Annotated in this window: 24 protein-coding genes, 1 tRNA gene and 2 pseudogenes; 17 read left to right on the plus strand and 10 right to left on the minus strand. The window is 68.7% G+C overall.

What is annotated here, in order from left to right; translation table 11 throughout:
* Positions 1-184: 184 nt before the first annotated feature.
* From ACZ3I4_RS42065 to ACZ3I4_RS42090, 6 genes are all read left to right on the plus strand, one after another.
* On the plus strand, positions 185-598 hold the full coding sequence (locus ACZ3I4_RS42065) for a PPOX class F420-dependent oxidoreductase (RefSeq protein ID WP_465387738.1): 414 nt from the start codon (positions 185-187) through the stop codon (positions 596-598).
* Between the two features lie 154 nt (positions 599-752).
* On the plus strand, positions 753-1868 hold the full coding sequence (ald, locus tag ACZ3I4_RS42070; RefSeq protein WP_465387739.1) for an alanine dehydrogenase: 1116 nt from the start codon (positions 753-755) through the stop codon (positions 1866-1868).
* Positions 1869-1904: 36 nt separating this feature from the next.
* Complete coding sequence (locus ACZ3I4_RS42075) at positions 1905-2810, plus strand: site-specific tyrosine recombinase XerD (RefSeq protein WP_465387740.1); 906 nt, start codon at positions 1905-1907, stop codon at positions 2808-2810.
* Positions 2811-2925: 115 nt separating this feature from the next.
* The gene (locus ACZ3I4_RS42080; protein WP_465387741.1) at positions 2926-3858 is read left to right on the plus strand and encodes a ParA family protein; all 933 of its coding nucleotides are present in this window, start codon (positions 2926-2928) and stop codon (positions 3856-3858) included.
* A gap of 28 nt (positions 3859-3886) precedes the next feature.
* Positions 3887-4531: a zinc metalloprotease gene (locus ACZ3I4_RS42085; protein WP_465387742.1), complete on the plus strand. Its 645-nt coding sequence runs from the start codon at positions 3887-3889 to the stop codon at positions 4529-4531.
* A gap of 121 nt (positions 4532-4652) precedes the next feature.
* On the plus strand, positions 4653-4913 hold the full coding sequence (locus ACZ3I4_RS42090; RefSeq protein WP_465387743.1) for a hypothetical protein: 261 nt from the start codon (positions 4653-4655) through the stop codon (positions 4911-4913).
* A gap of 259 nt (positions 4914-5172) precedes the next feature.
* On the opposite strand, the gene ACZ3I4_RS42095 is transcribed toward ACZ3I4_RS42090, so the two are convergent.
* Positions 5173-5589: a nitroreductase/quinone reductase family protein gene (locus ACZ3I4_RS42095; RefSeq protein ID WP_465387744.1), complete on the minus strand. Its 417-nt coding sequence runs from the start codon at positions 5587-5589 to the stop codon at positions 5173-5175.
* A 73-nt stretch (positions 5590-5662) separates the two neighbouring features.
* Here ACZ3I4_RS42095 and ACZ3I4_RS42100 point away from each other — a divergent pair, with 73 nt between their 5' ends.
* A complete protein-coding gene (locus tag ACZ3I4_RS42100) occupies positions 5663-6250 on the plus strand; it encodes a GyrI-like domain-containing protein (protein WP_465387745.1) in 588 nt (195 codons plus the stop codon).
* Here the strand turns inward: ACZ3I4_RS42100 and ACZ3I4_RS42105 are convergent.
* Positions 6228-6752 (minus strand): GNAT family N-acetyltransferase, encoded by a 525-nt coding sequence (locus tag ACZ3I4_RS42105; protein ID WP_465387746.1) that lies wholly within the window; start codon positions 6750-6752, stop codon positions 6228-6230. The genes ACZ3I4_RS42100 and ACZ3I4_RS42105 overlap by 23 nt on opposite strands.
* Positions 6753-7047: 295 nt before the next feature.
* Between ACZ3I4_RS42105 and ACZ3I4_RS42110 the strand changes: the two are divergent.
* The 4 genes and pseudogenes from ACZ3I4_RS42110 to ACZ3I4_RS42125 all read left to right on the plus strand — a co-directional run.
* A pseudogene (locus ACZ3I4_RS42110) lies at positions 7048-7860 on the plus strand (segregation and condensation protein A); the annotation flags it as partial.
* Positions 7861-10448: 2588 nt separating this feature from the next.
* Positions 10449-11237 (plus strand): SMC-Scp complex subunit ScpB, encoded by a 789-nt coding sequence (gene scpB, locus ACZ3I4_RS42115; RefSeq protein ID WP_465387868.1) that lies wholly within the window; start codon positions 10449-10451, stop codon positions 11235-11237.
* Entirely contained in the window at positions 11206-11961 is a 756-nt protein-coding gene (locus ACZ3I4_RS42120; RefSeq protein ID WP_465387747.1) for a pseudouridine synthase, read from the plus strand. Before scpB ends, ACZ3I4_RS42120 begins: the two co-directional genes overlap by 32 nt.
* Positions 11962-12020: 59 nt before the next feature.
* Positions 12021-12485: a DUF4383 domain-containing protein gene (locus ACZ3I4_RS42125; protein WP_465387748.1), complete on the plus strand. Its 465-nt coding sequence runs from the start codon at positions 12021-12023 to the stop codon at positions 12483-12485.
* Positions 12486-12532: 47 nt separating this feature from the next.
* Here the strand turns inward: ACZ3I4_RS42125 and ACZ3I4_RS42130 are convergent, their stop codons facing one another.
* Together ACZ3I4_RS42130 and ACZ3I4_RS42135 are read right to left on the minus strand one after the other, a co-directional pair.
* Complete coding sequence (locus ACZ3I4_RS42130) at positions 12533-12760, minus strand: hypothetical protein (protein ID WP_465387749.1); 228 nt, start codon at positions 12758-12760, stop codon at positions 12533-12535.
* 569 nt (positions 12761-13329) lie between these two features.
* Positions 13330-14061, minus strand: coding sequence for an SAM-dependent methyltransferase (locus ACZ3I4_RS42135; protein WP_465387750.1), 732 nt, complete (start codon positions 14059-14061; stop codon positions 13330-13332).
* Positions 14062-14267: 206 nt separating this feature from the next.
* Between ACZ3I4_RS42135 and ACZ3I4_RS42140 the strand changes: the two genes are divergently transcribed.
* Positions 14268-14549, plus strand: coding sequence for a hypothetical protein (locus ACZ3I4_RS42140; RefSeq protein ID WP_465387751.1), 282 nt, complete (start codon positions 14268-14270; stop codon positions 14547-14549).
* On the opposite strand, the gene ACZ3I4_RS42145 is transcribed toward ACZ3I4_RS42140, so the two are convergent.
* Positions 14539-15477 carry an NADP-dependent oxidoreductase gene (locus ACZ3I4_RS42145; protein WP_465387752.1) on the minus strand — a complete coding sequence of 313 codons (939 nt, stop codon included), beginning with the start codon at positions 15475-15477 and terminating at the stop codon, positions 14539-14541. The two genes, ACZ3I4_RS42140 and ACZ3I4_RS42145, sit on opposite strands and share 11 nt — an antisense overlap.
* A gap of 98 nt (positions 15478-15575) precedes the next feature.
* Between ACZ3I4_RS42145 and ACZ3I4_RS42150 the strand changes: the two genes are divergently transcribed.
* On the plus strand, positions 15576-16169 hold the full coding sequence (locus tag ACZ3I4_RS42150; protein WP_465387753.1) for a TetR/AcrR family transcriptional regulator: 594 nt from the start codon (positions 15576-15578) through the stop codon (positions 16167-16169).
* A 116-nt stretch (positions 16170-16285) separates the two neighbouring features.
* Here ACZ3I4_RS42150 and ACZ3I4_RS42155 read toward each other — a convergent pair whose 3' ends face one another.
* On the minus strand, positions 16286-16945 hold the full coding sequence (locus ACZ3I4_RS42155) for an enoyl-CoA hydratase/isomerase family protein (RefSeq protein WP_465387754.1): 660 nt from the start codon (positions 16943-16945) through the stop codon (positions 16286-16288).
* 106 nt (positions 16946-17051) lie between these two features.
* On the opposite strand from ACZ3I4_RS42155, the gene cmk reads away from it, so the two are divergent.
* The 3 genes from cmk to ACZ3I4_RS42170 all read left to right on the plus strand — a co-directional run bounded on the left by cmk (position 17052) and on the right by ACZ3I4_RS42170 (position 19240).
* Positions 17052-17732 (plus strand): (d)CMP kinase, encoded by a 681-nt coding sequence (gene cmk / locus ACZ3I4_RS42160; RefSeq protein WP_465387755.1) that lies wholly within the window; start codon positions 17052-17054, stop codon positions 17730-17732.
* Entirely contained in the window at positions 17729-19114 is a 1386-nt protein-coding gene (gene der, locus ACZ3I4_RS42165; protein WP_465387756.1) for a ribosome biogenesis GTPase Der, read from the plus strand. The genes cmk and der overlap by 4 nt, the downstream gene beginning before the upstream one ends.
* Before the next feature lie 49 nt (positions 19115-19163).
* Positions 19164-19240 (plus strand) — tRNA-Pro (locus ACZ3I4_RS42170).
* Between the two features lie 65 nt (positions 19241-19305).
* Here ACZ3I4_RS42170 and ACZ3I4_RS42175 read toward each other — a convergent pair.
* Positions 19306-19476: pseudogene (locus tag ACZ3I4_RS42175) on the minus strand (site-specific integrase); the annotation flags it as partial.
* 487 nt (positions 19477-19963) lie between these two features.
* On the opposite strand from ACZ3I4_RS42175, the gene ACZ3I4_RS42180 reads away from it, so the two are divergent.
* Complete coding sequence (locus tag ACZ3I4_RS42180) at positions 19964-20038, plus strand: hypothetical protein (RefSeq protein WP_465387869.1); 75 nt, start codon at positions 19964-19966, stop codon at positions 20036-20038.
* 121 nt (positions 20039-20159) lie between these two features.
* Here ACZ3I4_RS42180 and ACZ3I4_RS42185 read toward each other — a convergent pair whose 3' ends face one another.
* Genes ACZ3I4_RS42185 through ACZ3I4_RS42195 form a run of 3 tightly spaced genes read right to left on the minus strand, consistent with a single transcriptional unit; the run spans position 20160 to position 23641 of the window.
* Positions 20160-20870, minus strand: a complete 711-nt coding sequence (locus ACZ3I4_RS42185) for a DUF998 domain-containing protein (RefSeq protein WP_465387757.1) — start codon at positions 20868-20870, stop codon at positions 20160-20162.
* Positions 20867-22450: an FAD-dependent oxidoreductase gene (locus ACZ3I4_RS42190; RefSeq protein ID WP_465387758.1), complete on the minus strand. Its 1584-nt coding sequence runs from the start codon at positions 22448-22450 to the stop codon at positions 20867-20869. Before ACZ3I4_RS42190 ends, ACZ3I4_RS42185 begins: the two co-directional genes overlap by 4 nt.
* Before the next feature lie 15 nt (positions 22451-22465).
* Entirely contained in the window at positions 22466-23641 is a 1176-nt protein-coding gene (locus tag ACZ3I4_RS42195) for an SGNH/GDSL hydrolase family protein (RefSeq protein ID WP_465387759.1), read from the minus strand.
* Positions 23642-23777: the final 136 nt, after the last annotated feature.

The raw sequence follows: 23777 nt of genomic DNA on the forward strand, positions 1-23777 counted from the left end.
CTCGTTGCGCGCGCGGGCGGATGTCCACTGCGCGCGCAGGAGCGGACGCTCGTTGCGCGCATGAACTGACGTCTGCTGCGCACGCATGAGCAGACGTCGGCTAAGCGCGCGGAAACGGACGTTCGTTGCGCGCATCGGCGGTCGGGGTTGACCTCAATGATGGTTGAGGTTGCAGCATGGTCGGATGAGTTTTACGGAGTACGAGCTTGCTTATCTCGCCGGGCAGCCGCTGGGTCGTCTGGCCACGCTGCGCACCGACGGCAGCCTGCAGAACAGTCCGGTCGGGTTTCGCTACAACCCCGGCACCGGCACGATCGACATTGCCGGGCACAACATGGCCGGCAGTCACAAGTTTCGCAACGTGGCTGCCACCGCGCAGGTCGCCTTCGTTGTCGACGATGTTCCGTCGACTGACCCGTGGCGGGTGCGCTGTCTCGAGATTCGCGGCACTGCCGAAGCGCTGGAGGCGCCGTCCGACTCCGGTTATGGCTCGGGCGCGCCGATCATCCGGATTCATCCGAGCCGGATTCTCAGCTTTGGCATCGATGAGCCCGATACCGAAGCTCATTCGCTTGCCGTGAACGCTCGCAACGTGTGATGACCGGCGTGGCGGCCTGCCCTTCTGAGCGTCCACGCCGCGTGAAGCGGACATACCAGACATTGAACGGGGTACTCTTCCTCGGGGCCGGCCCGGTGGAGGAGGGGCCTGCCTGGGACGTCACTCAGCGTTGAGAAAGGACGGTGTCGGCTCGATGAAGGTCGGCATTCCCAGCGAGGTCAAGAACAACGAATTCCGGGTGGCCATCACCCCGGCCGGTGTGTACGAGTTCCGCCGAGCCGGGCACGAGGTCTTTGTGCAGGCGGGGGCGGGGGCCGGGTCGTCGATCACCGACGGTGACTTTGTGGCCGCCGGGGCCACCATTCTCGACAAAGCGGACGAGGTGTGGGGCACGGCCGACCTGATTCTCAAGGTGAAGGAGCCGATTGCCGAGGAGTATCCGCGGATGCGGCCTGGGCAGGTGCTTTTCACCTATTTGCATCTCGCGGCGTCCAAGGAGTGCACCGACGCGCTGCTCGACCGCAAGGTGACGGGTATTGCGTACGAGACCGTGGAACTGCCCGATCGCTCACTGCCGCTGCTGGCGCCGATGAGCGAGGTTGCGGGGCGTCTGGCGCCGCAGGTGGGGGCGTATCACATGATGCGTCCGGGCGGCGGGCGCGGCGTGCTGATGGGTGGGGTTCCGGGTGTGTACGCGGCCAAGGTCGTGGTCATCGGGGCCGGCGTGTCCGGTATGAACGCGGCGGCCATCGCGCTCGGCATGCAGGCCGAGATCCTGGTGCTGGATCGCAACATCGCCCGGCTGCGTGCGGCCGACGCCGACTATCGGGGGCACCTGCAGACCGTCGCCTCCAACGCGTACGAGATCGAAAAGGCTGTGCTGGACGCCGACCTGGTCATCGGGGCGGTGCTGGTGCCGGGGGCGAAGGCGCCCAACCTGGTCTCCAACGAGCTGGTCTCGCGGATGAAGCCGGGCAGCGTGCTCGTGGACATCTCGATCGACCAGGGTGGCTGCTTCGAGGACTCGCGGCCCACCACCCACGCCGATCCCGTCTACAAGGTGCACAATTCGCTGTTCTACTGCGTGGCGAACATGCCCGGCGCGGTGCCGCACACCAGCACCTATGCCCTGACCAACGTCACCCTCCCGTACGCTCTGGAGCTGGCCAACCTGGGGTGGCGCGACGCGCTGAGGGCCGATCACGCGCTCGGCCTGGGCCTGAACACCTTCGACGGGCACGTCACGTACGGGCCGGTCGCGGAGGCCCACGGCATGACGACGCTGGACCTGGCCGAGGTGCTGAACTGACCCCGGGCGGGGAACCGGAACCAGACGGAGCTGACTGTGGAGCGCGTGATCGCGGCCTATCTCGACCATCTCACCGTCGAGCGTGGGCTGTCGCGTAACACCCTCGCGTCGTACCGGCGTGACCTCGAACGCTATGCGCAGGGGCTCGCCGCGGACGGGATCGCCGATCTCGCCGCGGTGGGCTCCGGCCAGATCACCGGGCATCTGGCCGCCCTGCGCGCCGAAGGGCTGGCCGCCGCCTCCGCCGCCCGCGCGATCAGCGCCGTACGGGGCCTGCACAAATTCGCCGCCCGTGAAGGGCTGGTCGGCACCGATGTGGCCGCCGAGGTCCGCCCGCCCGCGCCGGCCAAACGCCTGCCCAAGGCCCTCGACGTCGACCAGGTCACCCGCCTGCTCGACGTGCCCGGCGACACCCCGCTCGCCCTGCGTGACAAGGCACTGCTCGAGTTCCTGTACGGCACCGGCGCGCGCATTTCCGAGGCGGTCGGCGCGGCGATCGACGACCTCGAGCTGGGCGACGAGCCCGCCGCCGTCCTGCACGGCAAGGGCGGCCGCACGCGGCTGGTGCCGGTGGGCGGGTTCGCCAAGACGGCTCTGGAGACCTATCTCGTACGGGCCAGGCCAGTGCTCGTCAAAAACGGACGAGGGACGCCCGCCGTCTTCCTCAATGCGCGTGGCGGCCGGCTGTCGCGGCAAAGCGCCTGGACGATCCTGCACCGCGCCGCCGAGGCTGCCGGGCTCCCGGTCGAGGGACCGCACGCCGTGAGCCCGCACACGTTACGCCACTCGTACGCCACCCACCTGCTCGACGGCGGCGCCGACGTGCGCGTCGTGCAGGAGCTGCTCGGTCACGCCTCGGTGACCACCACCCAGGTGTACACGCTGGTCACGGTGGACCGGCTTCGCGAGGTGTACGCGACCGCACACCCTCGCGCTCGTTAGAGACTGCGCACCCATAGATAGCGACACGCCGACCGCTCACCCCGGTACGGCGGCGGACGTGGCGTAGAGTCGGGCATCGACTCCGGCTGCAGCGAGTCGGAAGGGGGCGAGGGTCATGGCGGGCAACGGCGATCGGGCAGAGGCCTGGACCTCGGCGCTCCGGGAGCAGCAGGGTTCCATGGACCTGGGCGCTGACCTGGGCCCGGCCGACCCGACGGCGTACACGATGCGCCGTCCCATTCCCGAGCCCATGCCGACCGACCGGCACGGTCCGGCGCGCATCATCGCGCTCGCCAACCAGAAGGGTGGCGTGGGCAAGACCACCACGACGATCAACCTGGGCGCCGCGCTGGCCGAATACGGCCGCAAGGTGCTGCTGGTCGACTTCGACCCGCAGGGCGCCTGCTCGGTCGGTCTGGGTGTCAACCCGCACAACCTCGACCTGAGCATCTACAACCTGCTCATGCAGGATGACGTCAGTGCCGAGGACGTCATCATCAAGACCGACGTGGCCGGCCTGCACCTGCTGCCCGCCAACATCGACCTGTCGGCGGCCGAGATCCAGCTGGTCAACGAGGTCGCCCGCGAGATGGCGCTGGCCCGGGTGCTGCGCTCGGTCCGCAAGGAATACGACTTCATCCTGATCGACTGCCAGCCCTCGCTGGGCCTGCTGGCGATCAACGCGCTCACGATCGCGCACGGCGTGCTGATCCCGCTCGAGTGCGAGTTCTTCTCGCTTCGCGGTGTCGCCCTGCTGCTCGACACGATCGACAAGGTGCGCGAGCGGCTCAACTTCGACCTCGAGCTCGAGGGCATCCTCGCCACCATGTACGACTCGCGCACCACCCACTGCCGCCAGGTGCTGCAGCGCGTGGTCGAGGCGTTCGGCGACAAGGTCTACCAGACCGTCATCACCAAGACCGTCAAGTTCCCCGAGTCCACCGTGGCCGGCGCGCCGATCACGACGCTCGACCCCGCGTCCTCGGGCGCCCGCAACTACCGGCAGCTCGCCCGCGAGGTCATCGCTGCCAAGGCTGAGCGCGGCTGACCCAGTGCTGTTCGCTCTCGGTGAGCCGGTGGCGTTCGTTGCCCTGGTCGTCTCGTTCCTGCTCGCGATCGTGCTGCGCGCCGTCGCCATCCGCCTGACCGCGCGCACTCTCGGCCTGGCCGATCGCCGCGACCCGATCGCGCCCCGCCTGCGCGAGGACATCGACCCGTTCGGCGGTGTCGCGGCCGCGATCGGCGGCATGGGCTGGGGCAAGATCCTCTCGGTCGACGAGGTGCCCCGCTATCAGGGCCGAGGAAAAGCCATCGCGGTCTTCGCGGCCGGCCCCATCGTCTGCATCGTCGCCTCGCAACTGCTTCTGCTGGCGTACGCCCTGACATACCCCGACAATGTGCTGTCGATAATCGGACCGGCCGATGTTCTGCTCGGTATCGGCTTGCCGATAGCGCACCAGGTGCAGCTGTCGCTGGCCGTCGGGCTTCTCTGCTTCGGCATTCTGGCCCTGATCCCGATCCCGCCGCTCGACGGCTTCGGCATCCTCTACAACGCCGTCCGCAAGCCTGGCCAGGGACTTCAGTGGATGCGGCTGTGGTTCGAGGACAAGAACATCGGCGTCCTCGTACTGCTGATCCTGTGTATCTTCCCGTTCGGAATGCCGTTCCTGCTGCAGATCTTGAATGCGCTCGGATTGGTGTTCGTGCGTGTCTGGGGTTAACCCCTAAGCCCCCGGATTCGTGCCTCAGGGGGAAACCTGGAGGCGAGCGGTGGCGTACGAGGCGCACTCTGAACGCATCAGTTCATTCGCTTCGTTCGTTCCGCTACCGGAGATGATCGAGATGCGCAGCCAATTGCTCGCCGCCCGCGCCGCCGCCCTGTTCGCCAGCGACCTCCCGTCCGGATCCCGGCCCAGTGTCGCTCTCGTGGAAGCCACCATCGCCGCATCCGTCCGCACGTGCGGCGGCACCCGCGGATGTGTGGCCGCCCTCGCCGCCGCCTACGGCGACTACCCGGAGACCGCCGTCGCCCGCATGCGCTGGGCGCGGAGCGTGGTCCAAGGGACATACGAGCCTTCGCCCGGCATGGCCCTGGCCGCTTGACGTTGGGGGCCACGCCCGGCGCGGCCCCCAACGGTCAACGTGCGCTTATCCGCGCCCGCAGGTCAGCGTGCGGCTCGCAGCGCGGCCCGCGCGGCACGCGACTCGCAGACGGCCCGCAGGTCAGCGTGCGGCTTGCAGGACGGCCCGCGCGGCACTGCAACTCACAGGACGGCGTGCGACTCGCAGTGCGGCCCGCAGGTCGGTGTGCGGCTCGTAGTGCGGCTCGCAGGTCGGTGTGCGGCTCAGTGCCGCTCGTAGGTCAACGCGGGGTGATCACAGCGACCGGGAACTGCCGGTCGGTCTTGGTCTCGTAGTCGGCCGCGGCCGGCCAGTAGGCGCGCCAGAGGCCGTAGAGGCGCTCCCAATCGTCGTCCCGGCCGGGGCGTACGACTCGGTGGTCGGCCTTGAGGGTCTCGGTGCCCAGCTCGATCGTCACCGGGCCGTCGATGGCCTCCAGGTTGGCGACCCACTGCGGGTCAGCCGGCGCGCCGGCCCCGCTCCCGCACAGGATGTAGGAGTCGCCGTCCGGCGCCGCGACGAGCGGGTTGACGGTCACGTTTCCGGTCTTGCGGCCCGGGGTGTGCAGCAGCAGGGTCGTCTTGCCTTCAAAGTGGCCGCCGAGCACGCCGTTGTTGGCCCTGAAGGTGTCGATCATTGTGTCGTTGAACGAAGCCATACGCGCAAGATTAGTTGACGACGAAAATTCTTAGATGGACTGTGATCGTTTTCCGTGTGTCAAGATTTTCGGTGTGGCGGAGTCCAGCAAGGTCGACTTGAAGAAGACGCTTCCGGTTTACCGCGCCCGCCGCGGATTCCAGGTCGTGGACGTGCCCGACCTGCAATACCTGATGATCGACGGGCACGGCGACCCGAACACCCCGCTGTTCACCGGCGCCGTCGAGGCGCTCTACCCGCTCGCGTACAAGCTGAAGTTCGCCAGCAAGGTACAGGGTCGCGACTACGTGGTCATGCCGCTCGAGGGCCTGTGGTGGGCCGACGACATGGAGTCCTTCACCGCCGCCCGCGACAAGTCGCAATGGGACTGGACCCTCATGATCATGGTGCCGGACTGGATCACGCCGGAGATGTTCGCCGAGGTCGCTCCGCCGGCCTCGCCGGTCCGTCTGGAGACCCTGGCCGAGGGGCGGTGCGTGCAGACCTTGCACGTCGGGTCCTATGACGACGAGACCGAGGTGCTGGCCGCCATGCACTCGTCCTTCATCCCCTCCCAGGGGTTCACGATGGCCGGCAAGCACCACGAGATCTACCTGAGCGACCGCCGCAAAACCGAGCCTTCCCAACTCCGTACGATCCTCAGGCAGCCCGTACGGGAGTAATCGCGTGAACGGCGACGGGCTGACCGTGCCCGGGCACCACGGTGTCGAACTCGTGCCGTAGGCCCAGCTTGTCCATGACCCGTCGCGATCGCTCGTTGGCGACGTGGCGGATGCTGACGATGCGGTCGAGCCCGATCTCGTCGAAGCCGAACCGCAGGGCCGCCTGGGCCGCCTCGGTGGCGTAGCCGTGACCCCAGGAGCGGCGGCCGAAACGCCAGCCGATCTCGACCGCCGGGAGGATCTCGGGCAGGAAGCCGGGGATCGACAGGCCGGCCCAGCCGATCAGAGTGCCGTCCCGCTCCACGGCGAACAGGCCGAAGCCGTGGTCCTGCCAAGTACGCATCATCTGCTGCAGACCCTGCGCGCTCTGCTCACGGTCGCGCACGGAGCCATCCAGGATGTACCGCATGACCTCCGGATCGGCGTTGATCGCGGCCAGGGTGTCGAGGTCGTCGTCGCGCCAGTCACGCAGGATCAGGCGCTCGGTCGTGATGGTCGGCATCCCGGCATTCTCACGCTGCCCCGCAAGCGATTTTTCCGGTTTGATGCCAGTCACCCGAGGCCCGGCCGGGCGTTGATCATCAGAGCGATGGGAGTGACCTGTGACTCGGGAGCAGGTTGTCGGAGCCGTGGTCTACGGTCAGTTCGTGCCTGACGAGTCGACCCACCCGCCCGCGCCCGACGCTGCGCCGGCTCCGGTTTCGGAGCCGCTGGCCGTGGATGCCGCGGACGGTGGCGCGCCCCCGATTCCCGGCATCACGATCAACGCGGACGGCGTGGCCGTCAACGCCGCCGGTGTGCCGGTCGACGCCGACGGCAACCCGGTCGACGACGGCAAGTTCCTCGTCCGGCTCGACAACTTCACCGGCCCGTTCGACCTGCTGCTGCAGCTGATCGGCAAGCACAAGCTCGACGTCACCGAGGTCGCCCTGCACCAGGTGACCGACGACTTCATCGCGTACATCCGCGCCATGGGCGACGACTGGGATCTCGACGAGGCCAGCGAGTTCCTGCTGGTCGCGGCCACCCTGCTCGACCTCAAGGCGGCCCGCCTGCTGCCCGCGGCCGACGTCGAGGACGAGGAAGACCTGGCCCTGCTCGAGGCCCGCGACCTGCTCTTCGCCCGCCTGCTGCAATACAAGGCCTACAAAGAAGCCGCGGCCCACATCATGGAGCTCGAGGGCACCGGCATGCGCCGCTGGCCTCGGGTGGTGTCGATGGAGCCGCGATACGCCGAGGCGCTGCCCGACCTGGTGCTGGGCATCGGCCCCGAGCGCCTGTTCAAGCTGGCCCTCAAACAGTTCGCCCCCAAGCCCGGCCCGCCGCAGGTGTCGATCGCCCACATCCACCAGGTGCGGGTCAGCGTCCGCGAACACGCGGCCCTCCTGCGCGACCGCCTGCGCCGCGCCGGCCACGCCACGTTCACCCTGCTGGTCGCCGACTGCGACAACACCCTGGAAGTGGTGGCCCGCTTCCTGGCGTTGCTCGAGCTCTACCGCGAGGGCCTGATCGACTTCGAACAGCCGGTCTCCCTCGACGAGCTGATCGTCCGCTGGATCGGCGGCGACAATTCGGACGCCGAACTCGACATCGACGACTACGAGGGCAGCAAGCCGGAAATCGACACGGCCGCGTCCGAGCCGGGCGAATTGGAGGCTGCGGACGACACCGCGGCGCGCGCTACCGACCTCGACCTGGATCTCGATCTTGACGCGGACGACGACGAGGACAGCGATCTCGACGACTTCGACTTCGACATTGATCTGAGCGGTCTGGCTGGGGACGCGACTGACGGTGACCGTGCGGGGGCGAGGGCCGGCGTTGATCTGAACGGTCTGGATCGCGATGTGGCTGATGGCCGGCGTGGGGAAGCGATGGCTGGCGGGGACGAATTTGACGTCGACGGGAGCGAACTGGCTGGGAACGCGGCTGACGGCGAGCGCATGCAGGCGGTGGCTGGCGGGGGCGAGTTCGGCGGCGGTCTGGATGGTCGGGGTGAGGACGCGGTCGACGCCGAGCGCATGGGCGCGGTGACTGGCCACGGCGAGTTCGGCGTCGATCTGGATGGCCCGGGCGGGGGTGTGGTCGACGGCGAGCGCATGGGCGCGCTGGCTGGCGGGGGTGAGTTCGGCGCCGATGTGAATGTCGTGGCTGGGGACGCCACTGACAGCGAGCGTGCCGGGGCGGTGGCCGCCGGAGGTGAGTTCGACGTCGATCTGGACCGTCAGGCTGGAGAAGCGCCTGACGGCGAGCGCGTGGGGGTGATGCCCGACGGAGTCGAGTCCGGCCTCGACGTCCGCGGGGGAGTCGGCCTCAGTTCGGAGTTGAGCCGTGACGGGGTGAGCGCAGCCATTTCCGGCGATCAGAGGGCGCACGAACCCGAGGCAGACCTGGACAACGACGGCGAGCTTGGCTTGGGCGAGGCATCGTTCGGCGTTGGCGGGAGCGTGGCCGCGGACGGCGGCGCGCGTGTTGATTCGGGCGCTGATGAGTTCGACGCGGAGGCGATCGGCGACGAGGGGCGCGAGCCTGGTGCGTACGACGTTGGCGCACAGGCCCGTGACGGTGCGGCGGAGATTCATGGCGGCGGGCCGGGCGTTAGTGAGCTGGGGCCGGAGTCGGGTCGTGTCAGCGGAGGCGGCGGTGTCGGCGGGCCGGGCGTTAGTGAGCTGAGATCGGAGCTGGGTCGCGTTAGCGGTGGCGGCGGGCCCGACGCGGATGAGGAGCTAGCCGGAGCCGGAGCCGGAGCCGGAGCCGGAGCCGGCGTTGACGTCGATGTTCCGTCCGGGGCGGCGGGATCTGGGCGCTTCGGGGAGCCGGAACCGCGGGCCGAGGATGGCGGGGCGCCCGATTCGCGTAGTCGTGGGGGTGAGCCGGGGGTCTTTGACCGGCTTGACGAGCATGATCATCTTGGCGGGGAAGACGACGACGCGGAGGAACGATCGTGAGCAGCGACGAGCGGCAGGACTCACTTGCGGCGCAGGCGGCCGCCTGGGTGCCGCCGTGGGAACGCGCCCCGCGCACGCCGGATCGGGAGTTTCAGGCGCGGGCCGAGGCTGAGGCGCGGGCCGAGGGGGACGAGCCGGGGCTTGATGCGCCGGACGACACCGAGTCTCTGGACGAGGCCGGGCTCTCCGATGATGATGACGACTTCGATCCCGCTTTTGAGGGGACGTCGCCTGGGCAGGATCCGGGTCGCGATGAGCCTGTCGGAGGGCCTGCGGCCGGCGGGGTGACTGCCGCTGCGGACGCGGTATCGGGCGCCGGCGCGACCGATGGGGCCGGCCCTGATGCTGCGGCTGCTTACGTGAGCGGCCCTGATAGTGCGGCTGCGGGCGGGGTCGACCCTGAGAGTGCGGCTGCTGGCGGGGTCGACCCTGAGAGTGCGGCTGCTGGCGCGGTCCGCCGTGATGGTGCGGCTGCTGAGGCCGACGGCCGTGACGGTGCGGCTGCTGACGGCGCCGGCACCAGCGGGGTGGAGGCGCCTGTCGCGCAGGCTTCCGACGCTCGTGCGGACGCGGCGGACGACTTGGCCGTCGAGGAGCCCGCGCTGGGGGAGCCGGGGGATGAGGGCGCCGGGGTCGATGCGCCGGTTGGTGAGCCGGGGCGGGACGCCGTTGAGGTTGCGCCGGGGCCTGAGCTGCCGCTGCCGGATCCCATTGAAGAAGCTGCTGAAGCCGCGGATCCGGATGAGCCGGGGATTCCGGTGGATGCGCCGTTGCCTCCGGAAGGGGACGACGCGGGGGATGTGTTCGATACCGCGGCCGATGACGATGTGAGCGATGACGGCGAGATGGATTTGCCGTTCTCGGATGAGGTGCCGGCGCCGGGGAGTGACTACGACGACGATGACGAAGTTGGGGAAAGCGACAGCTACGAGGACGACGACCTCGATCAGGACGAACTCGCCGACGGCCGTGTCGGGGGTGGGGACGACCGTGACGAGACGGGGCTCGCTCAGAGCGACCACGCCGAGACCGGCCGCGGCGCTAACGGCTCCGCTGAGGTCGAGCGCGACGAGAGCGCCCACGCCGAGACCGGCCGTGATGAGATCGACCGCGGCGCGAGCGTCCCCGCCGAGACCGGCCGCGGCGCTACCGGCTCCGCTGAGATCGACCGCGACGAGACCGACCGTGACCAGGCCGACCGCGACGAGAGTGATGGCGACGGGGATGCTGCCGCGGCGGCTGCGGGCGGGGTGGTGGCTGAGGCTGACCTGGCTGACGGCGCGGTTGCCGGGGGCGCGGGCGGCCAAAAGGCCGGGGCCAAGCGGGCTGGCGGCAAGCGGGGCCGGGTTGCTGGCGGGGCGGGGTCTAGTGCTTCTGTGGGCGCTGGGGCCGGGGTGCCGGGGCAGAAGCGCCGGGAAGGGGAACCCCTCGGGGCGGGCAGTGAGGCGACGACGCGTACGGAAGCGGTTGAGGTTGATCTTCCGGGGTTGAATGAGGATTCGGAGCTGGCGGGGGCTCTGGAGGCGATCATGTTGGTCGTGGATGAGCCGGTGGGGGAGTTGCAGCTGGCGCAGATTCTGGAGCAGCCGACTGAGCGGATTGCGGCGATGCTGGACAATTTGTCGGCTCGGTACACGGCGGCGGGGCATGGGTTTGACCTGCGGCGGGTGGCGGGGGGCTGGCGGCTTTACACGCGGCCGGAATATGCGGCGTATGTGGAGCGGTTTGTTCTCGACGGGCAGTCTGTGCGGCTGACCCAGGCGGCGCTGGAGACACTGGCTGTGGTTGCCTATAAGCAGCCGGTGACGCGTTCGCGCATCAGTGCCATCCGCGGTGTGAACTGCGACGGCGTCATGCGTACGCTTGCTACTCGCGGCCTGATCGAGGAATGCGGCACCGAGAGCGAAACCGGGGCACACCTGTATCGCACGACGGGGCTGTTCCTCGAGAAGATCGGCCTCAACTCGGTCGATCAGCTGCCGCCGCTCGCCCCATTCCTGCCCGACGATGTGGAAGAAGTGCTCGATGCCACAGGCTGACACCGCCGAACGCCTCCAGAAAGTCCTGGCGGCGGCCGGTGTTGGATCCCGGCGCGCCTGCGAAGATCTGATCTTCAAGCGGCGCGTCACGGTCAACGGCAAGGTCGCCAAGCTCGGCGACAAGGTCGACCCCAACACCGTGGAGATCCTCGTCGACGGGCAGCGGGTGATCACCAACACCAAACTCGTCTACCTCGCGCTGAACAAGCCGCGCGGCGTCGTGTCGTCGCTCGACGACGAGAAGGGCCGCACCGAGCTCGCCGACTTCGTGGGCCAGTTCGACGTGCGGCTGCACCACGTGGGCCGGCTCGACGCCGACTCCGAGGGCCTGCTGCTGATCACCAACGACGGCGAGCTGACCAACAAGCTCACCCATCCGCGGTACGAGATCCAGAAGACGTACGTGGCCGAGGTCATCAACGGCCCACTGCCGCGCAACGTCGGGCGTCAGCTGCTCGCGGGCGTCGAACTCGAGGACGGCCCGGCCAAGGCCGACTCGTTCAAGCTGCTTGGCGCGCTCGGCAAAACCGCGCAGATCGAGATCGTGCTGCACGAGGGCCGCAAGCACATCGTGCGCCGCATGCTCGAAGAGGTCGGCCACCCGGTCACCCGCCTGATCCGTACGGCGGTCGGCCCGGTCCGGCTCGGTGACCTGCGTCCGGGCGGCTTCCGGCACCTGTCCAGCGCGGAGGTCGCGGCGCTGTTCAAGGCGGCCGGGGACTGACGTTTACCCTGGTTGCCCCCGGGGAAGCCGGTCCGTCCCCTTAGGAAAGGACGGACCACATGGTCACCCGTTCCACGGCCGGCAACACCGCCGCCGTACGCAGCCCTCTTCGCACTGCCGCACTCGTCGTCAGCGTGGTCTTCCTGCTGGTCGGCCTGGCCGGCTTCATCCCCGGCGTGACGACCAACTACGGCGACATGACCTTCGCCGGCCACCACTCGGACGCGCACCTGCTCGGTGTGTTCCAGGTGTCGGTGCTGCACAACATCGTCCACCTGCTGTTCGGGGTGGTCGGTCTGGCCCTGGCCCGCACGGCGCCGGGCGCGCGCAACTTCCTGATCGGCGGCGGCGCCGTCTACCTGGTGCTCTGGCTCTACGGCCTGGTCGTCGGGCAGGACTCCGGCGCCAACTTCGTGCCGGTCAACACCGCCGACGACTGGCTGCACCTCGGCCTGGGCATCGGAATGATCGCCCTCGGGTTGCTCCTGTCGCGTCGCGTGCGGCCCGCCGACAGTATTCGGTGAAACAGCAACAGGCCCGGGACGGCGACCGTCCCGGGCCTGAATGCTTTCTAATCCGGCCGGTAGTTCGGCGAGTCACCGGCCACGTCCCGCGTGTTGTAGCCGGCCCGGTTGACCTCCGAGGGCTGCGAACCCTCGTCGCGGTTGCCGCGCTTGTCCTCCGGCGCCAGGTCGCCCTGATCGTCGGTGGGGATCTCCACGGAATGGCCGGGTGGCCGCAGGGACGCCTGGTGGGCGGTGGTCCCGTCGGGTTCGTCGGTGCTGTGGCGATCTGTCATGCGGATCCGGGTTCCCGCAGGTCCGGCCCGCAAACAGGCCGCGCGTTTCGTCGGCGAACGGGCCCCGCGCGTCGGGCTGGTGAACAGGTTGCGCGTTCAGTCGGCGGACAGGCTGCGCGTTCACTTTGCGAACAGGCTGCACGTTCACCTGCGAACGGGCTGCGCGTTCACCTGCGAACAGGCTGCGCGTTCAGCCGGCGAACAGGCCGCGCGTCGAGCTGGCGAACTGGCAGCGCGTCCAGTCGGCGGACAAGCGCGTTCAGTCGGAAAACACGCCGCAGGTTCAGCCCGCAAACAGGCCGCGCATTCAATCGGCGGGCAAGCCGCGCGTCCAACCGGCGTACGGGTGGCTTCGTTCGCGAAATTTGTTGGGCGCCAGATGTTCGCGGCTTTCGGCCCTACGGCGCCTGCGCGGTGTGCCGAGATGTTCGCGAAGGCCGGCCACCACTCGTGGATGGGACTGACAGTAGTTCCGCAGCCCGTTCAACCTCCGTATAGGTGACCCGGGGTGCGGGTGCTCGGTAGCCGATTCAAGGTGCATGGCGCGGATGTGGCATCAGTTCAAAGCGTCAGCGACCGAGTATGAAGTACGCGAAACCGAAAACGCCGCGGTAGACGCCGACGTATTCGCGTAGCCGCACATCGAGTTCGTCTCGGAGCTCGGCCGCTCGGGGATCATCGGGATGACGCAGCAACCAAGCCTGCCGACCGGCCAGCCACGTTGACTCGAAATCGTCCCATTCCCGCTGGTCGGCAACGCTCATGTGCAGGACTCGCCAGCCCAGCGCTCGGGCATGCTCGATGAGATCTGTGAGCGGCATGAGACCCGGGCCGATGATCTCGGTCGCCTCTGTTGTGGGCGGACGCTCCCAGAACCCTTCACCGAACAGCAGACGGCCGCCTGGCCGGACGAGGTTGGCGAGCGACTCAAGAGCGGGTGTTTCTCCGAACGCATGAGAAGCGCCAACGCACAAGACCCGGTCCGCACGTTCCCGCCACACCGACGCTTCCTGCTTCAGGAACGTCACCTGCTTGTCAAGTGACCGATCGACGGCGAGCGTACGGCCGCGCGCCAAGGCCGCGTCATCGGTGTCCACGCCGGTACCCGTTGTCGAGCCAGTGTCATCCGCGCCGACTGCCTGCAACAACAGTTCACCCCAGCCGCATCCGAGGTCCACCACGCGGGCGCCGGCGGGAATGTCAAGTCGCTGGAGAAGGAGGTCCGCGTGGGTCTGCGACAGCGGCGTGTTCCAACGCATCCGCGCGTAGCGTGCGGAGGTGAGATCGTCGACTGAAGACATCGCGCCAGTGTGTCAGGCCCTGATCCGCGGTACACCGCATTTAGTGCTGGGTCCCAGTGCCCTCAACTGGTAGACAAGGCGCGTCCCGCCTCCATCACCCGTCACGGTGTGTGAGCCGCGCGCTGACCGGTGGCCGGAGTAACCCGTGGAACTGACGAACAAAACCATACGGGCATAGTCGTCGGTTCGGCGGGAATGCGGGGCGCGTGAACGCTGTCGCCGCTTCGAGTGAATGGGTCGGGTCGGACGGGGTGCGCCAGCCGGGCGGCGAGGTGCACGCCTGGCGGCCGGGCACCAACCAGACCGTGTGCGGGCTGGCGCTGAGCCGCACCCGGTTGAGGCGCTTCCCGCATGTGCCGTTCGACTTCCGCGCCACCGACGTGATCACGACCGAGGACGAGGTGCGGTACATCTGCCCCCGCTGTGTCGCCGCCACGTCGCGTCGCGGCGACAACAAGAGCTGGACCCGGGTGTCGCCTAGACCGTGATCACCAGCTTGCCCACGGTGTGCCGGCGGGCGAAGTCGGTCAGGGCCTGCACGGCGTCGGTGAGCGGGTAGATTCTGCCGATCGTCGGCTTCAGGTCGGCCACCTCGGTCATACCGCCGAGCTGGCCGTCGAGGTCGAGGACCAGCTCGAAGCGGATGTCGTCGCGTCCGATCATCTCGGGGCGCGGTGGCGGGAACGTGATCGTGAACAGGCGTCCCTGCGGGCGGATCGCCTCGGCCGCTTTCCGGAGCTGGTCGGTCGGCAAGACCAGGTTCAACGCCAGGTCGACGTCGGTGGGGTAGTCGTCGTCGTAGCCGATCACCGTGTCGGCGCCCAGGCTGTGCAGCAGGCCGGCGTCCGCGGGGTGACCGGTAGCGATCACGGTTGTATGCCGCAGCAGCGGCAGCAGGGTCGTGCCGACGCCGCCGGTGGCCCCGATGACCAGGACGGTTTCGCCGGCCGCCGGCTGTGCGGTCGCCATCAGGGCGCGGGCGGTCAGGCCGACGGTGGGCAGGGCGGCGGCGTCGGTCGTGCTCAGGCCGGGCGGGCGGTGCGCGAGGAACGGCGTGCCGGCCTCGAACACGGCATATTCGGCCAGCGCGCCCGTGGTGATCGAGGGGTGGTTGCCCGCCATTGCTTTCAGGGCTTTCGGCACGGCGTGGCCAAAGATCTCATCCCCTTTCCCGTACGCGGTGACACCGTCGCCAACCTTGGTCACCGTGCCGGCGAAGTCGTTGCCGAGCACGTGCGGGAACGTCAGCGGAGCCTGGGCCCGGTAGGCGCCGCCGGGGATGACGATGTCGCCCGGGTTGATCGAGACCGCCGAGATGCGGACCTGGATCTGGCCGGGGCCCGGCTCGGGGATGGGCAGGTCGGCGAGCGTGAAGCTTTCGGGCGGACCGTACTGGGTGGCTACGACTGCCTTCATGACCGTCGTTCCTTTCGGGTTCGCGGCCGCCCCGTAAGCGGACCGTGCGGTCACGTTAGAGCTAAACGGACCGGGCGGTCAACTTGTTAGGCTTCGGTGTGACTTCCGACCGGCCGCTGCGTGCGGATGCCGTACGCAACCGGGCGTCGCTGCTGACCGCGGCCGCAGCCGAGTTCGCCGAGCGGGGGCTGGACGCGTCGGTGGCCGACATCGCGCGCCGGGCCGGGACCGGCAAGGGGACCGTCTTCCGGCACTTCCCGACCAAGGACGATCTGCTGGCCGCGGTGGTGCTGGATCGTATCGACGGTCTCGCGGAACTGGCCCGCCGGTTGATCGACGCTCCGGATGCCGGTGCGGCGCTGCTCGAGTTCATGGACGCGGCGGCGGGACGGCAGCGGCAGCTCGACCTGTCATTCCTGCGCGAGGCCGGGGGAGTCAACGCGCGGCTGGACGACGCCCGGACGGTTCTGTTCGAGGCGATCGTCGCGCTGGTCGAGCGGGCCAAGACGGCGGGGGCGATCCGGGAGGACGTCTCGGGGATGGACGTGATCCTGCTGATGTGCGCGCCGAACCACGTGGTCAGCTTCGTCCCCGACGCGCCGCCGGAGTTGTGGCGGCGCTATCTGGGGATCATCTTCGACGGGTTACGTCCGGAAGGTGCGCGGCCCTTGCCGCATCCGGCTCCCGGGTGACCACCGGCAACATCCCGTGGGCGCGCTACGGCCGAACGTTGCGGCCGGCTCGCGAGGCGCAGCGGGTTCGCGATGGTGCGGTTGTTGCGCCCCGCGTGGCGTACGAAATCTGGCTTTTAATCGAGACTGCCGAGCGCCTTGATCACGGGGGCGTAGAGGCGGGATTTGATCGTTTCGAGGGTGGGGCCGGCCTTGTTGACGTGGGCGGCGGCCAGCTCGATCGCCGTGGTGAGCACGGCCTCCTCGGGAAGCGCCTGGTCGACGATCTGACGGCCCGCGGCCTCGGTGCCGCCGAAACGGTGAGCCAGGACCATGGCCTCGTGGGCGGTTTGCGGGTTCAGGCGCGATTGGATGAGAGCCGACATTCCGGGCGTGAACGGGATGTTGATGTCGGCCTCGGGCAGGCACCAGAAGCCGCGGTCGGCCCGCATGATCCGCATGTCGTGGGCCAGCGAGAGCATGGCGCCGGCGGCGAAGGTGTGACCCTGCAGAGCCGCGACGGTGACGAAAGGCGAGGTCAGCACGCGGGAAAGCAGGGCCTGCACCCGTACGCCGTAGTCCGTGTACTGCTCCGGATGCTCCATCAGCCATTCAAGATCGAGCCCGTTCGACCAGATCTTGCCGCGGGCCGAGGTGACCAGTGCGCGAGGTTCGTCGTTTTTCTCGACCTCGCTGAGAAGAGACTCGACCTCGGTCAGCCAGTCGGGGTGGAACCGGTTCTCGCCGTCGCCGAGATCGAGGACGTAAACCGCATCGTGGCGTTCGAGCGCAGGCATGGCAACTCCCTCAGGTTACTTGCCGGTAACATACCCTAGTTCGTCGCTCATCGGTGCGACGGGCACAATGGGAGGGTTGGTCGGGCAGGCAAACCTTGGAGGAACGGTGGCGCAAGAAGCACGGCCGGAGAAGTGCGTGGTCGCGGTCGACGGCCCGTCCGGTTCCGGCAAGTCCACCGTGTCCCGGCGGCTGGCCACCAAGGTCGACGGCGTCTACCTCGACACCGGCGCCATGTACAGGGCCGTGACCTGGGCAGTGTTGCAGGCCGGCGTCGACCTGAACGACCCCGACGCCATCGCGAAGATCGCGCTCGAGACCGAGCTGTCGATCGGCACCGACCCGAAGGCGCCGCACTTCGCGGCCAACGGCACCAACGTCGACGAGCCCATCCGCGGCGTCGAAGTGACCCAGGCCGTGTCGGCCGTCGCCGCCGTGCCCGCCGTCCGCAAGCACCTCGTGGCGCTGCAGCAGGCGATCATCGCCGCCCAGCCGCGCATCATCGTTGAGGGCCGCGACATCGCCTCGGTCGTCGCACCCGACGCCGACCTCAAGGTCTACCTGACCGCCTCCGCCGCCGCCCGGGCCGCCCGGCGCAGCGCCGAGGACGCCGCCGACGTGAATGCGACCGAAGCCGACCTGGCCCGGCGCGACAAGCTCGACTCGACCCGCAAGACCGACCCGCTCAAGCTGGCCGACGACGCGATCGAGGTCGACACGACCGGCATCGGCATCGACGAGGTCGTCGCGTACCTCTTGAATCTTCTGAACAGCAAGGTGAAGTCGTGAGTGAAGTCCCTTTGGGCATTTTGTCCGAGGACTCTGATGCCGGCCCGGCGCCCGTCGTGGCCGTCGTCGGCCGCCCCAACGTAGGCAAATCCACCCTGGTCAACCGCATCATCGGCCGCCGCCAGGCCGTCGTCGAGGACGTCCCCGGAGTAACCCGCGACCGCGTCCCCTACGACGCGGTCTGGAACGGACGCCGCTTCACCGTCGTCGACACCGGCGGCTGGGAACCCGACGCCCGCGACCGCGCCGCGGCGATCGCCGCCCAGGCCGAGATCGCCGTCCAGACCGCCGACGTCGTCGTGTTCGTCGTCGACGTCTCCGTCGGAGCCACCGACGTCGACGAGGCCGCCGTCAAGATGCTGCGCCGTTCCCACAAACCGGTCATCCTGGTCGCCAACAAGGCCGACAACCAGAACCTCGAACTCGAGGCCGTCAGCCTCTGGTCCCTGGGCCTGGGCGAGCCCCACCCGATCTCGGCCCTGCACGGCCGCGGCTCCGGCGACCTGCTCGACGACATCCTCAACGCGCTGCCCACGCCGCCTCCCATCATCGAGGACGGCCCCCGCGGCCCGCGCCGCGTTGCGTTGGTCGGCCGCCCCAACGTCGGCAAGTCCTCGCTGCTCAACAAGGTGTCCAAGGAGGAGCGCGCGGTCGTCGACTCCGTCGCCGGCACCACGGTCGACCCCGTCGACAGCCTCGTCGAGATGGACGGCGAACTCTGGCAGTTCGTCGACACCGCCGGCCTGCGTAAGAGGGTCAACCAGGCCTCCGGCACTGAGTACTACGCGTCCCTCCGTACGGCGGGGGCTGTAGAAGCGGCCGAGGTAGCGGTCGTGCTGCTGGACGCCGGCGACCCCATCTCCGAGCAGGACCAGCGCGTCCTGACCCAGGTCGTCGAGGCCGGCAAGGCGCTGGTGATCGCCTTCAACAAGTGGGACCTGGTCGACGAGGACCGCCGTTTCTACCTCGACAAGGAAATCGACCGCGAGCTGAAGCGCATCCCGTGGGCCGTGCGAGTCAACATCTCGGCCAAGACCGGCCGGGCTATGGACAAGCTCGCCCCCGCGCTGCGTCGTGCGTTGGCTTCGTGGGAGCAGCGGGTTCCTACTGGTGCCCTCAACCAGTGGCTGACTGCCTTGACCCAGGCCACCCCCCACCCCGTACGAGGGGGTCGTGCGCCCCGCATCTTGTTCGCTACCCAGGCCGGCGTGGCTCCGCCGCGGTTCGTGCTCTTCACGACCGGGCCTCTGGATGCCGGTTACCAGCGCTTCATCGAGCGCAAGCTCCGAGAGGAGTTCGGCTTTGAAGGCTCGCCGATCGAGGTGTCCGTCAAGCCGCGCAAGAAGACCGGGCCGGGGGGTCGGGGCAAGGCCCACGGGTAGGGCTTGCTAAGCTTTCCTGGTTGCCGCGCGGTGCTTTGCCGGGTGGCGGCGGGCTGTAGCGCAGCTTGGTAGCGCACTTGACTGGGGGTCAAGGGGTCGCAGGTTCAAATCCTGTCAGCCCGACCAGGTCAGAGGGCATATCCCATTGAAGGATATGCCCTCTTTTCGTTGCTGGGTGACTAACTGGGTGACTACGTCTCCCGGGTGTCGTCCGAGCCGAAGATGCGGTCCATAGCGACGGCTCCGTTGAGCAGCACCGGCCGGAGCTGGTGACGGTAGACGCTCTCGGTGATGGACGTGCCGGAGTGCCCGCACAGGTCGGCGATCTCTTCGAGGCTCATGCCGCTGTCGGAGAGCAGCGTGTGCGGCCGCCGCCGCGGCCGCCGGCGAAGCGGGCGGTGTAGACCAGGCCGTTGTCGGTCAGGGTTCATGCGGGATACCGGTGCAGGCTGGCGGTGTGCTGGAAGGTGGCGTTGATGATGGCCGCGGTGATCCCGGCATGGGCGCTGATGTGCAGGGCGCAGCGGGAATGAGCGTCGAGCCTGGTGATGATTTCGGCGTTGGGGCTGGGCCGGCCGTCGGGGGCGGGTGAGCCGGTGGTGGGAGAACCTGCTGGGCCTGATCAGCACCTCACCCGGGTCGAACGGTTCTACTTACTCGGCGAACCGATCAACAACATGAGCCGCACCATGCAACCCACCCGCGAGGAGACGGTTGACGGCCTACTCGCCGACTACCGACGCACGATCGAGCAGGCGAACGAGGTCGACGAAACCTGGACAGACCTCACGCTCGACGCCCCCTCGCCCAGCCAGCCGCAACCTTCCACTGTCGAGGAGGTGAGTCCTGGTGCACATGATCGAGGAGACCGCCCGGCATGCCGGCATCCTCCGCGAGCGGATCGACGGGTCCACCGGCCGCTGAGTACCCGCGCCGACGCAATGTCCGGAGCTGCCGCAATCCACGCGCGTCCGCCGTTTGCCAAGCGGCGTCGCGGCAGGAGATCTGTTCGGCTAGGGCTTTCCGGGGTTACCGGATCGGGCGATCACCGTGTCGGATTGCGGCGCTTCCACAAGGCTGCTCCGACGGCGATGAGGCTGATCAGGAAGGAGTAGACGGCGCCGCGTTCGAAGAGGCCGATGAGGATGTTGGCGCCGGAGATGAGGACGCCCATGAAGATCGCCATCGAGGTCAGGCCGAGAGCGCCCAGCACGACGATCGTCCGTCCCAAGCGGTGCGAGATGCCGATTTGGCGGTGTGCCAGGCCGATCAGTATGGCCATGACGTTGCCGCCGATGAACAGCGCGAAGGCGCCCAGACTGTGGTACGTGTCTGTGCCGTTGGCCACGGCCTCGGCCGATCCCGGGAACAGGCCTACAAAGACTCCGCCGGCCGCCAACAGGGCCGCCGTCGCGACGACGCCCAGCCTGCGCATGGCTCGCATGCCCCTCAGCATGACGACGCCGGCGAACGCGATGAGCCCGAACAGGACGAAGCCTGTGTTCATCACCGCGGCCAGTGGCGAATACATGAGTTGGTCGAACACCGTGGAGCGGTCGTGCACACCGAGGTTGCTGATGAAGTGGTAGGTGTAGCTGTAGGGCGGGTCTGTCCACGCTGCGGCGGTGATGAATTCCGCGACGAGGAAGACTACGCCGCTGGTGATGAGCGCGGTGGCCGCCGCGCGGCTCTGAGCGAGCGGAGCCGACGCACGGGAATGCGTACGGTCAAATGGTTCTGTCCGGATGTCGGTCATGGTTGCTCCTGGCGTTGAATCTCGTGGGGGGACGCGCCTGACGGGCTCGTTGGATCGGCGTCGAGCAAGGGAGCTCCGAACCAGCGGCGGATGGATTGGTTGAGCGTCTCGCCGTCGGGGTTCTGGTCGCTTGCCCAGGCGACGACGCCGTCGGGGCGGACGAGGACGGCGCGGTAGCTGAAGTCGTTGGGGGTCGACCCGGCCAGGTACTGGACGCGGTCCTTCCAGCCGGCGACCGTGTCGTGGAGTTGGTGGTCGGCGCCGAAGTCGAGCAGGATGCCTTGTCCGGTCTGCAGGTGGTGGCCGAGCAGGGTGCCGTCTTCGAGCCGGAAGTCGGGGACGTTGCGGCCGATGAGTGGCCGGTCGTCGCCCAGGTCGTAGCGGTTGGCCGTGCCGGAGGTCCGTTCCCATACATAGGTCGTCGCGTCCGGGGTGGCGAGCAGGTCGCCGATCAGCGCTTGCAGGGCCGGCGCGTACGGGTCTGGCCGCATGACCGCCGCTTGGGCCCGTGACCAGTCCAGCACCCGGATCCCGATCGGGTGTCGTTCCTGGGTGTAGGTGTCCAGCAGATCGTCGGGGGCGGTCGCGTGCACGGTCGCGGCGAGTTTCCAGCCCAGGTTGAGAGCGTCGCCGATGCCCAGGTTGAGTCCTTGCCCGCCGAGAGGAGAGTGGATGTGCGCGGCGTCGCCGGCCAGGAGCAGCCGGTTGTGCCGGTAGGTGGTGGCCTGCATCGCCCGGTCGGTGAAGCTGGAGGCCAGCTCGACCTCGTCCACGTCGACGTCGATGCCTGACACCCGGCGCAGGACTGTCTGCAGGTGATCGGCCGTCAGCGGCTGGGACCGGTCGAACGCGCCGCCGTCGAAGTCCATCATGCCGATGTAGCCGCCTGCGGGCATCCGCAGATACATGCCGGTCGGGGTCACGTTGAAGCCGGGGCTCAGCTTCTCGCGGCCGGTGACGGTGCCGGTGAAGAGGTAGCCGGTCAGCTGCGGTTCGGTGCCGACGAAGTCGAAGCCGGCCAGCCGGCGCACGGTGCTGCGCCCACCGTCACAGCCGACCACCCAGAGACCCTCGTGCTCCTGCCCGCCGGCGCGCACCACCACTTTGTCGTCGTGCTGGGCAAGATCGGTGACTTCGACGCCTCGCCGGATGTCCACGCCCAACTCGAGCGCCCGGTCGGCGAGCACCGACTGGACCGCGTCCAGGCTGGTCAGCATGCCGTCCATCGCGGGGCTGGGCAGGCGCAGCGGTAGGGCGGTCAGATCCACCTTCGACGGATCGAGCATCATGCCGGCGAAATGATTCACCGATCGCGGCGCCGGCGCGTGGTCCGCGTCGAGATCGGCCCCTACTTCGGCGCGGCCACCGGACACTGCCAGCAACTGCTCGAGCATCCCGCGGCGGTAGAACGCCTCGACCGAACCGGCGTTCAACCCGCGCAGTCCCAGAGGGAACTTCCGCCACGGCGAGTGGGGCTCCTCCTCGCGTTCCAAGACCACAACGGAACATCCGGCCAGGCCCAGCTCGCAGGCGAGGAACAGCCCGACCGGGCCACCGCCCACAATCACCACATCACGCATCAGAGGTCTCCTTGCTCAGCTGAACAGCGACGGGTCGATGGAGCCGGCGAGGACCTGGTAGCCCGCGTCGTTGCCGTGCAGATGGTCACCGGCGTGCAGGTCGTCCCGGATGCGGGAGGGGTGGGACGGGTCGCGCCAGGCGGCGTCGAAGTCCAGGACACCGTCGAAGGCTTCACTGGTGCGGATCCAGGTATTGACCGCCTGGCGTGCGGACTCGCTGCCGGTCGTGTGCGTCTCGGAGCCTTCGTCGGGGGTGAGGGTGGTGGCGTAGATCTTCACGTTGCGGTCGTGGGCGCGGTCGATCAGCTGCCGGTAGCCGGCGACGATGTCGTCGGACGTCACCGGCTCGCCGGGGAACATGGCCAGGAAGCCGGCCAGGGCGTCGTCGTCGCGCGGCGCGTTGGCGATGCTGATGTCGTTGTGGCCCAGTGAGACGATGACGTAGCCGAGGCCCGGCGTCGCCAGCACGTCGCGGTCGAAGCGGGCCAGGCCGGATGCGCCGAGGCCGTCGTTGAGCATCCGGTTACCGCTGATGCCCTGGTTGCAGACGTACAAGCCCCGTTCGGCCAGCCGCTCCGGCCAGGTGGAGTTCAGGTCCGGGGTCGAGCCGAAGCCGTCGGCGAGGGAGTCGCTGAGCACGACGATGGAGGTGGCCGGGGCGTCGGGAAGGACCTCGACGGCGGAGAGCAGGGCGCGTGCCGTCAGTGGCTCGGTCTTGGCGGGTAGCGCGGCCTCGGCGACGGCGTTGCCCGCGATGATCCAGCCGGTTTCCAGCGCCGAGTCGTGGTAGGTGCGGGTCTCCACCAGTTCCGGCAGGTAGAGGCTGATCGACAGCTTGGTCAGGGCGGGCAGCGGCAGGTCGATCGGGTCGCTGAGCATCGGCGCACCGGGCGGAACGGTGACGGACGGCCGGCCGGCGAAGGTCAGCACGCGGGCGCTGCCCTCCTCGACTGCGCCCCCGGCAGTCGCGAAGCCCACCTGGGCCGCGCCTATGGTCAACGGGGCGGTCCCGTACTCGTTGGTCAGGCGTACGCGCACCTGGCGTCCGCCGCCGCTGATGCGCACCACCTGCCGCAGGGTCACGTCGGCGAACGGGGGCACGTCGTCCAACGAGCCGAGCCCGGCGTCCGGTGCCTGCGGCGCCGTACTCCAGGTCCGGACCCAACCGTTGTCGTCTGCAGCTTTGGTCACAGTCACCTTTGCCTCCGTGATTGATCAGTTGCGGCCGTGTGGGGAGCCGCCCGATGGTCCGGGCTGTTCTCGGCTGCACGTCAAAGCTGACGGATGCCGCTCACACGGCGCACTCACGGCGCTGGCATGCAAGGTC

Source organism: Actinoplanes sp. NPDC021490 (assembly GCF_055562135.1).

Coding starts and splice junctions, on each gene's coding strand:
- ACZ3I4_RS42095 (WP_465387744.1), bottom strand. CDS start 5,589: ATGGCTTCGTTCAACGACACAATGATCGACACCTTCAGGGCCAACAAC.
- ACZ3I4_RS42185 (WP_465387757.1), bottom strand. CDS start 20,870: ATGACCGACATCCGGACAGAACCATTTGACCGTACGCATTCCCGTGCG.
- ACZ3I4_RS42155 (WP_465387754.1), bottom strand. CDS start 16,945: ATGCCTGCGCTCGAACGCCACGATGCGGTTTACGTCCTCGATCTCGGC.
- ACZ3I4_RS42080 (WP_465387741.1), top strand. CDS start 2,926: ATGGCGGGCAACGGCGATCGGGCAGAGGCCTGGACCTCGGCGCTCCGG.
- ACZ3I4_RS42135 (WP_465387750.1), bottom strand. CDS start 14,061: ATGTCTTCAGTCGACGATCTCACCTCCGCACGCTACGCGCGGATGCGT.
- ACZ3I4_RS42120 (WP_465387747.1), top strand. CDS start 11,206: ATGTGGAAGAAGTGCTCGATGCCACAGGCTGACACCGCCGAACGCCTC.
- ACZ3I4_RS42105 (WP_465387746.1), bottom strand. CDS start 6,752: ATGCCGACCATCACGACCGAGCGCCTGATCCTGCGTGACTGGCGCGAC.
- ACZ3I4_RS42090 (WP_465387743.1), top strand. CDS start 4,653: ATGCGCAGCCAATTGCTCGCCGCCCGCGCCGCCGCCCTGTTCGCCAGC.
- ACZ3I4_RS42130 (WP_465387749.1), bottom strand. CDS start 12,760: ATGACAGATCGCCACAGCACCGACGAACCCGACGGGACCACCGCCCAC.
- ald (WP_465387739.1), top strand. CDS start 753: ATGAAGGTCGGCATTCCCAGCGAGGTCAAGAACAACGAATTCCGGGTG.
- ACZ3I4_RS42125 (WP_465387748.1), top strand. CDS start 12,021: ATGGTCACCCGTTCCACGGCCGGCAACACCGCCGCCGTACGCAGCCCT.
- ACZ3I4_RS42065 (WP_465387738.1), top strand. CDS start 185: ATGAGTTTTACGGAGTACGAGCTTGCTTATCTCGCCGGGCAGCCGCTG.
- ACZ3I4_RS42190 (WP_465387758.1), bottom strand. CDS start 22,450: ATGCGTGATGTGGTGATTGTGGGCGGTGGCCCGGTCGGGCTGTTCCTC.
- ACZ3I4_RS42145 (WP_465387752.1), bottom strand. CDS start 15,477: ATGAAGGCAGTCGTAGCCACCCAGTACGGTCCGCCCGAAAGCTTCACG.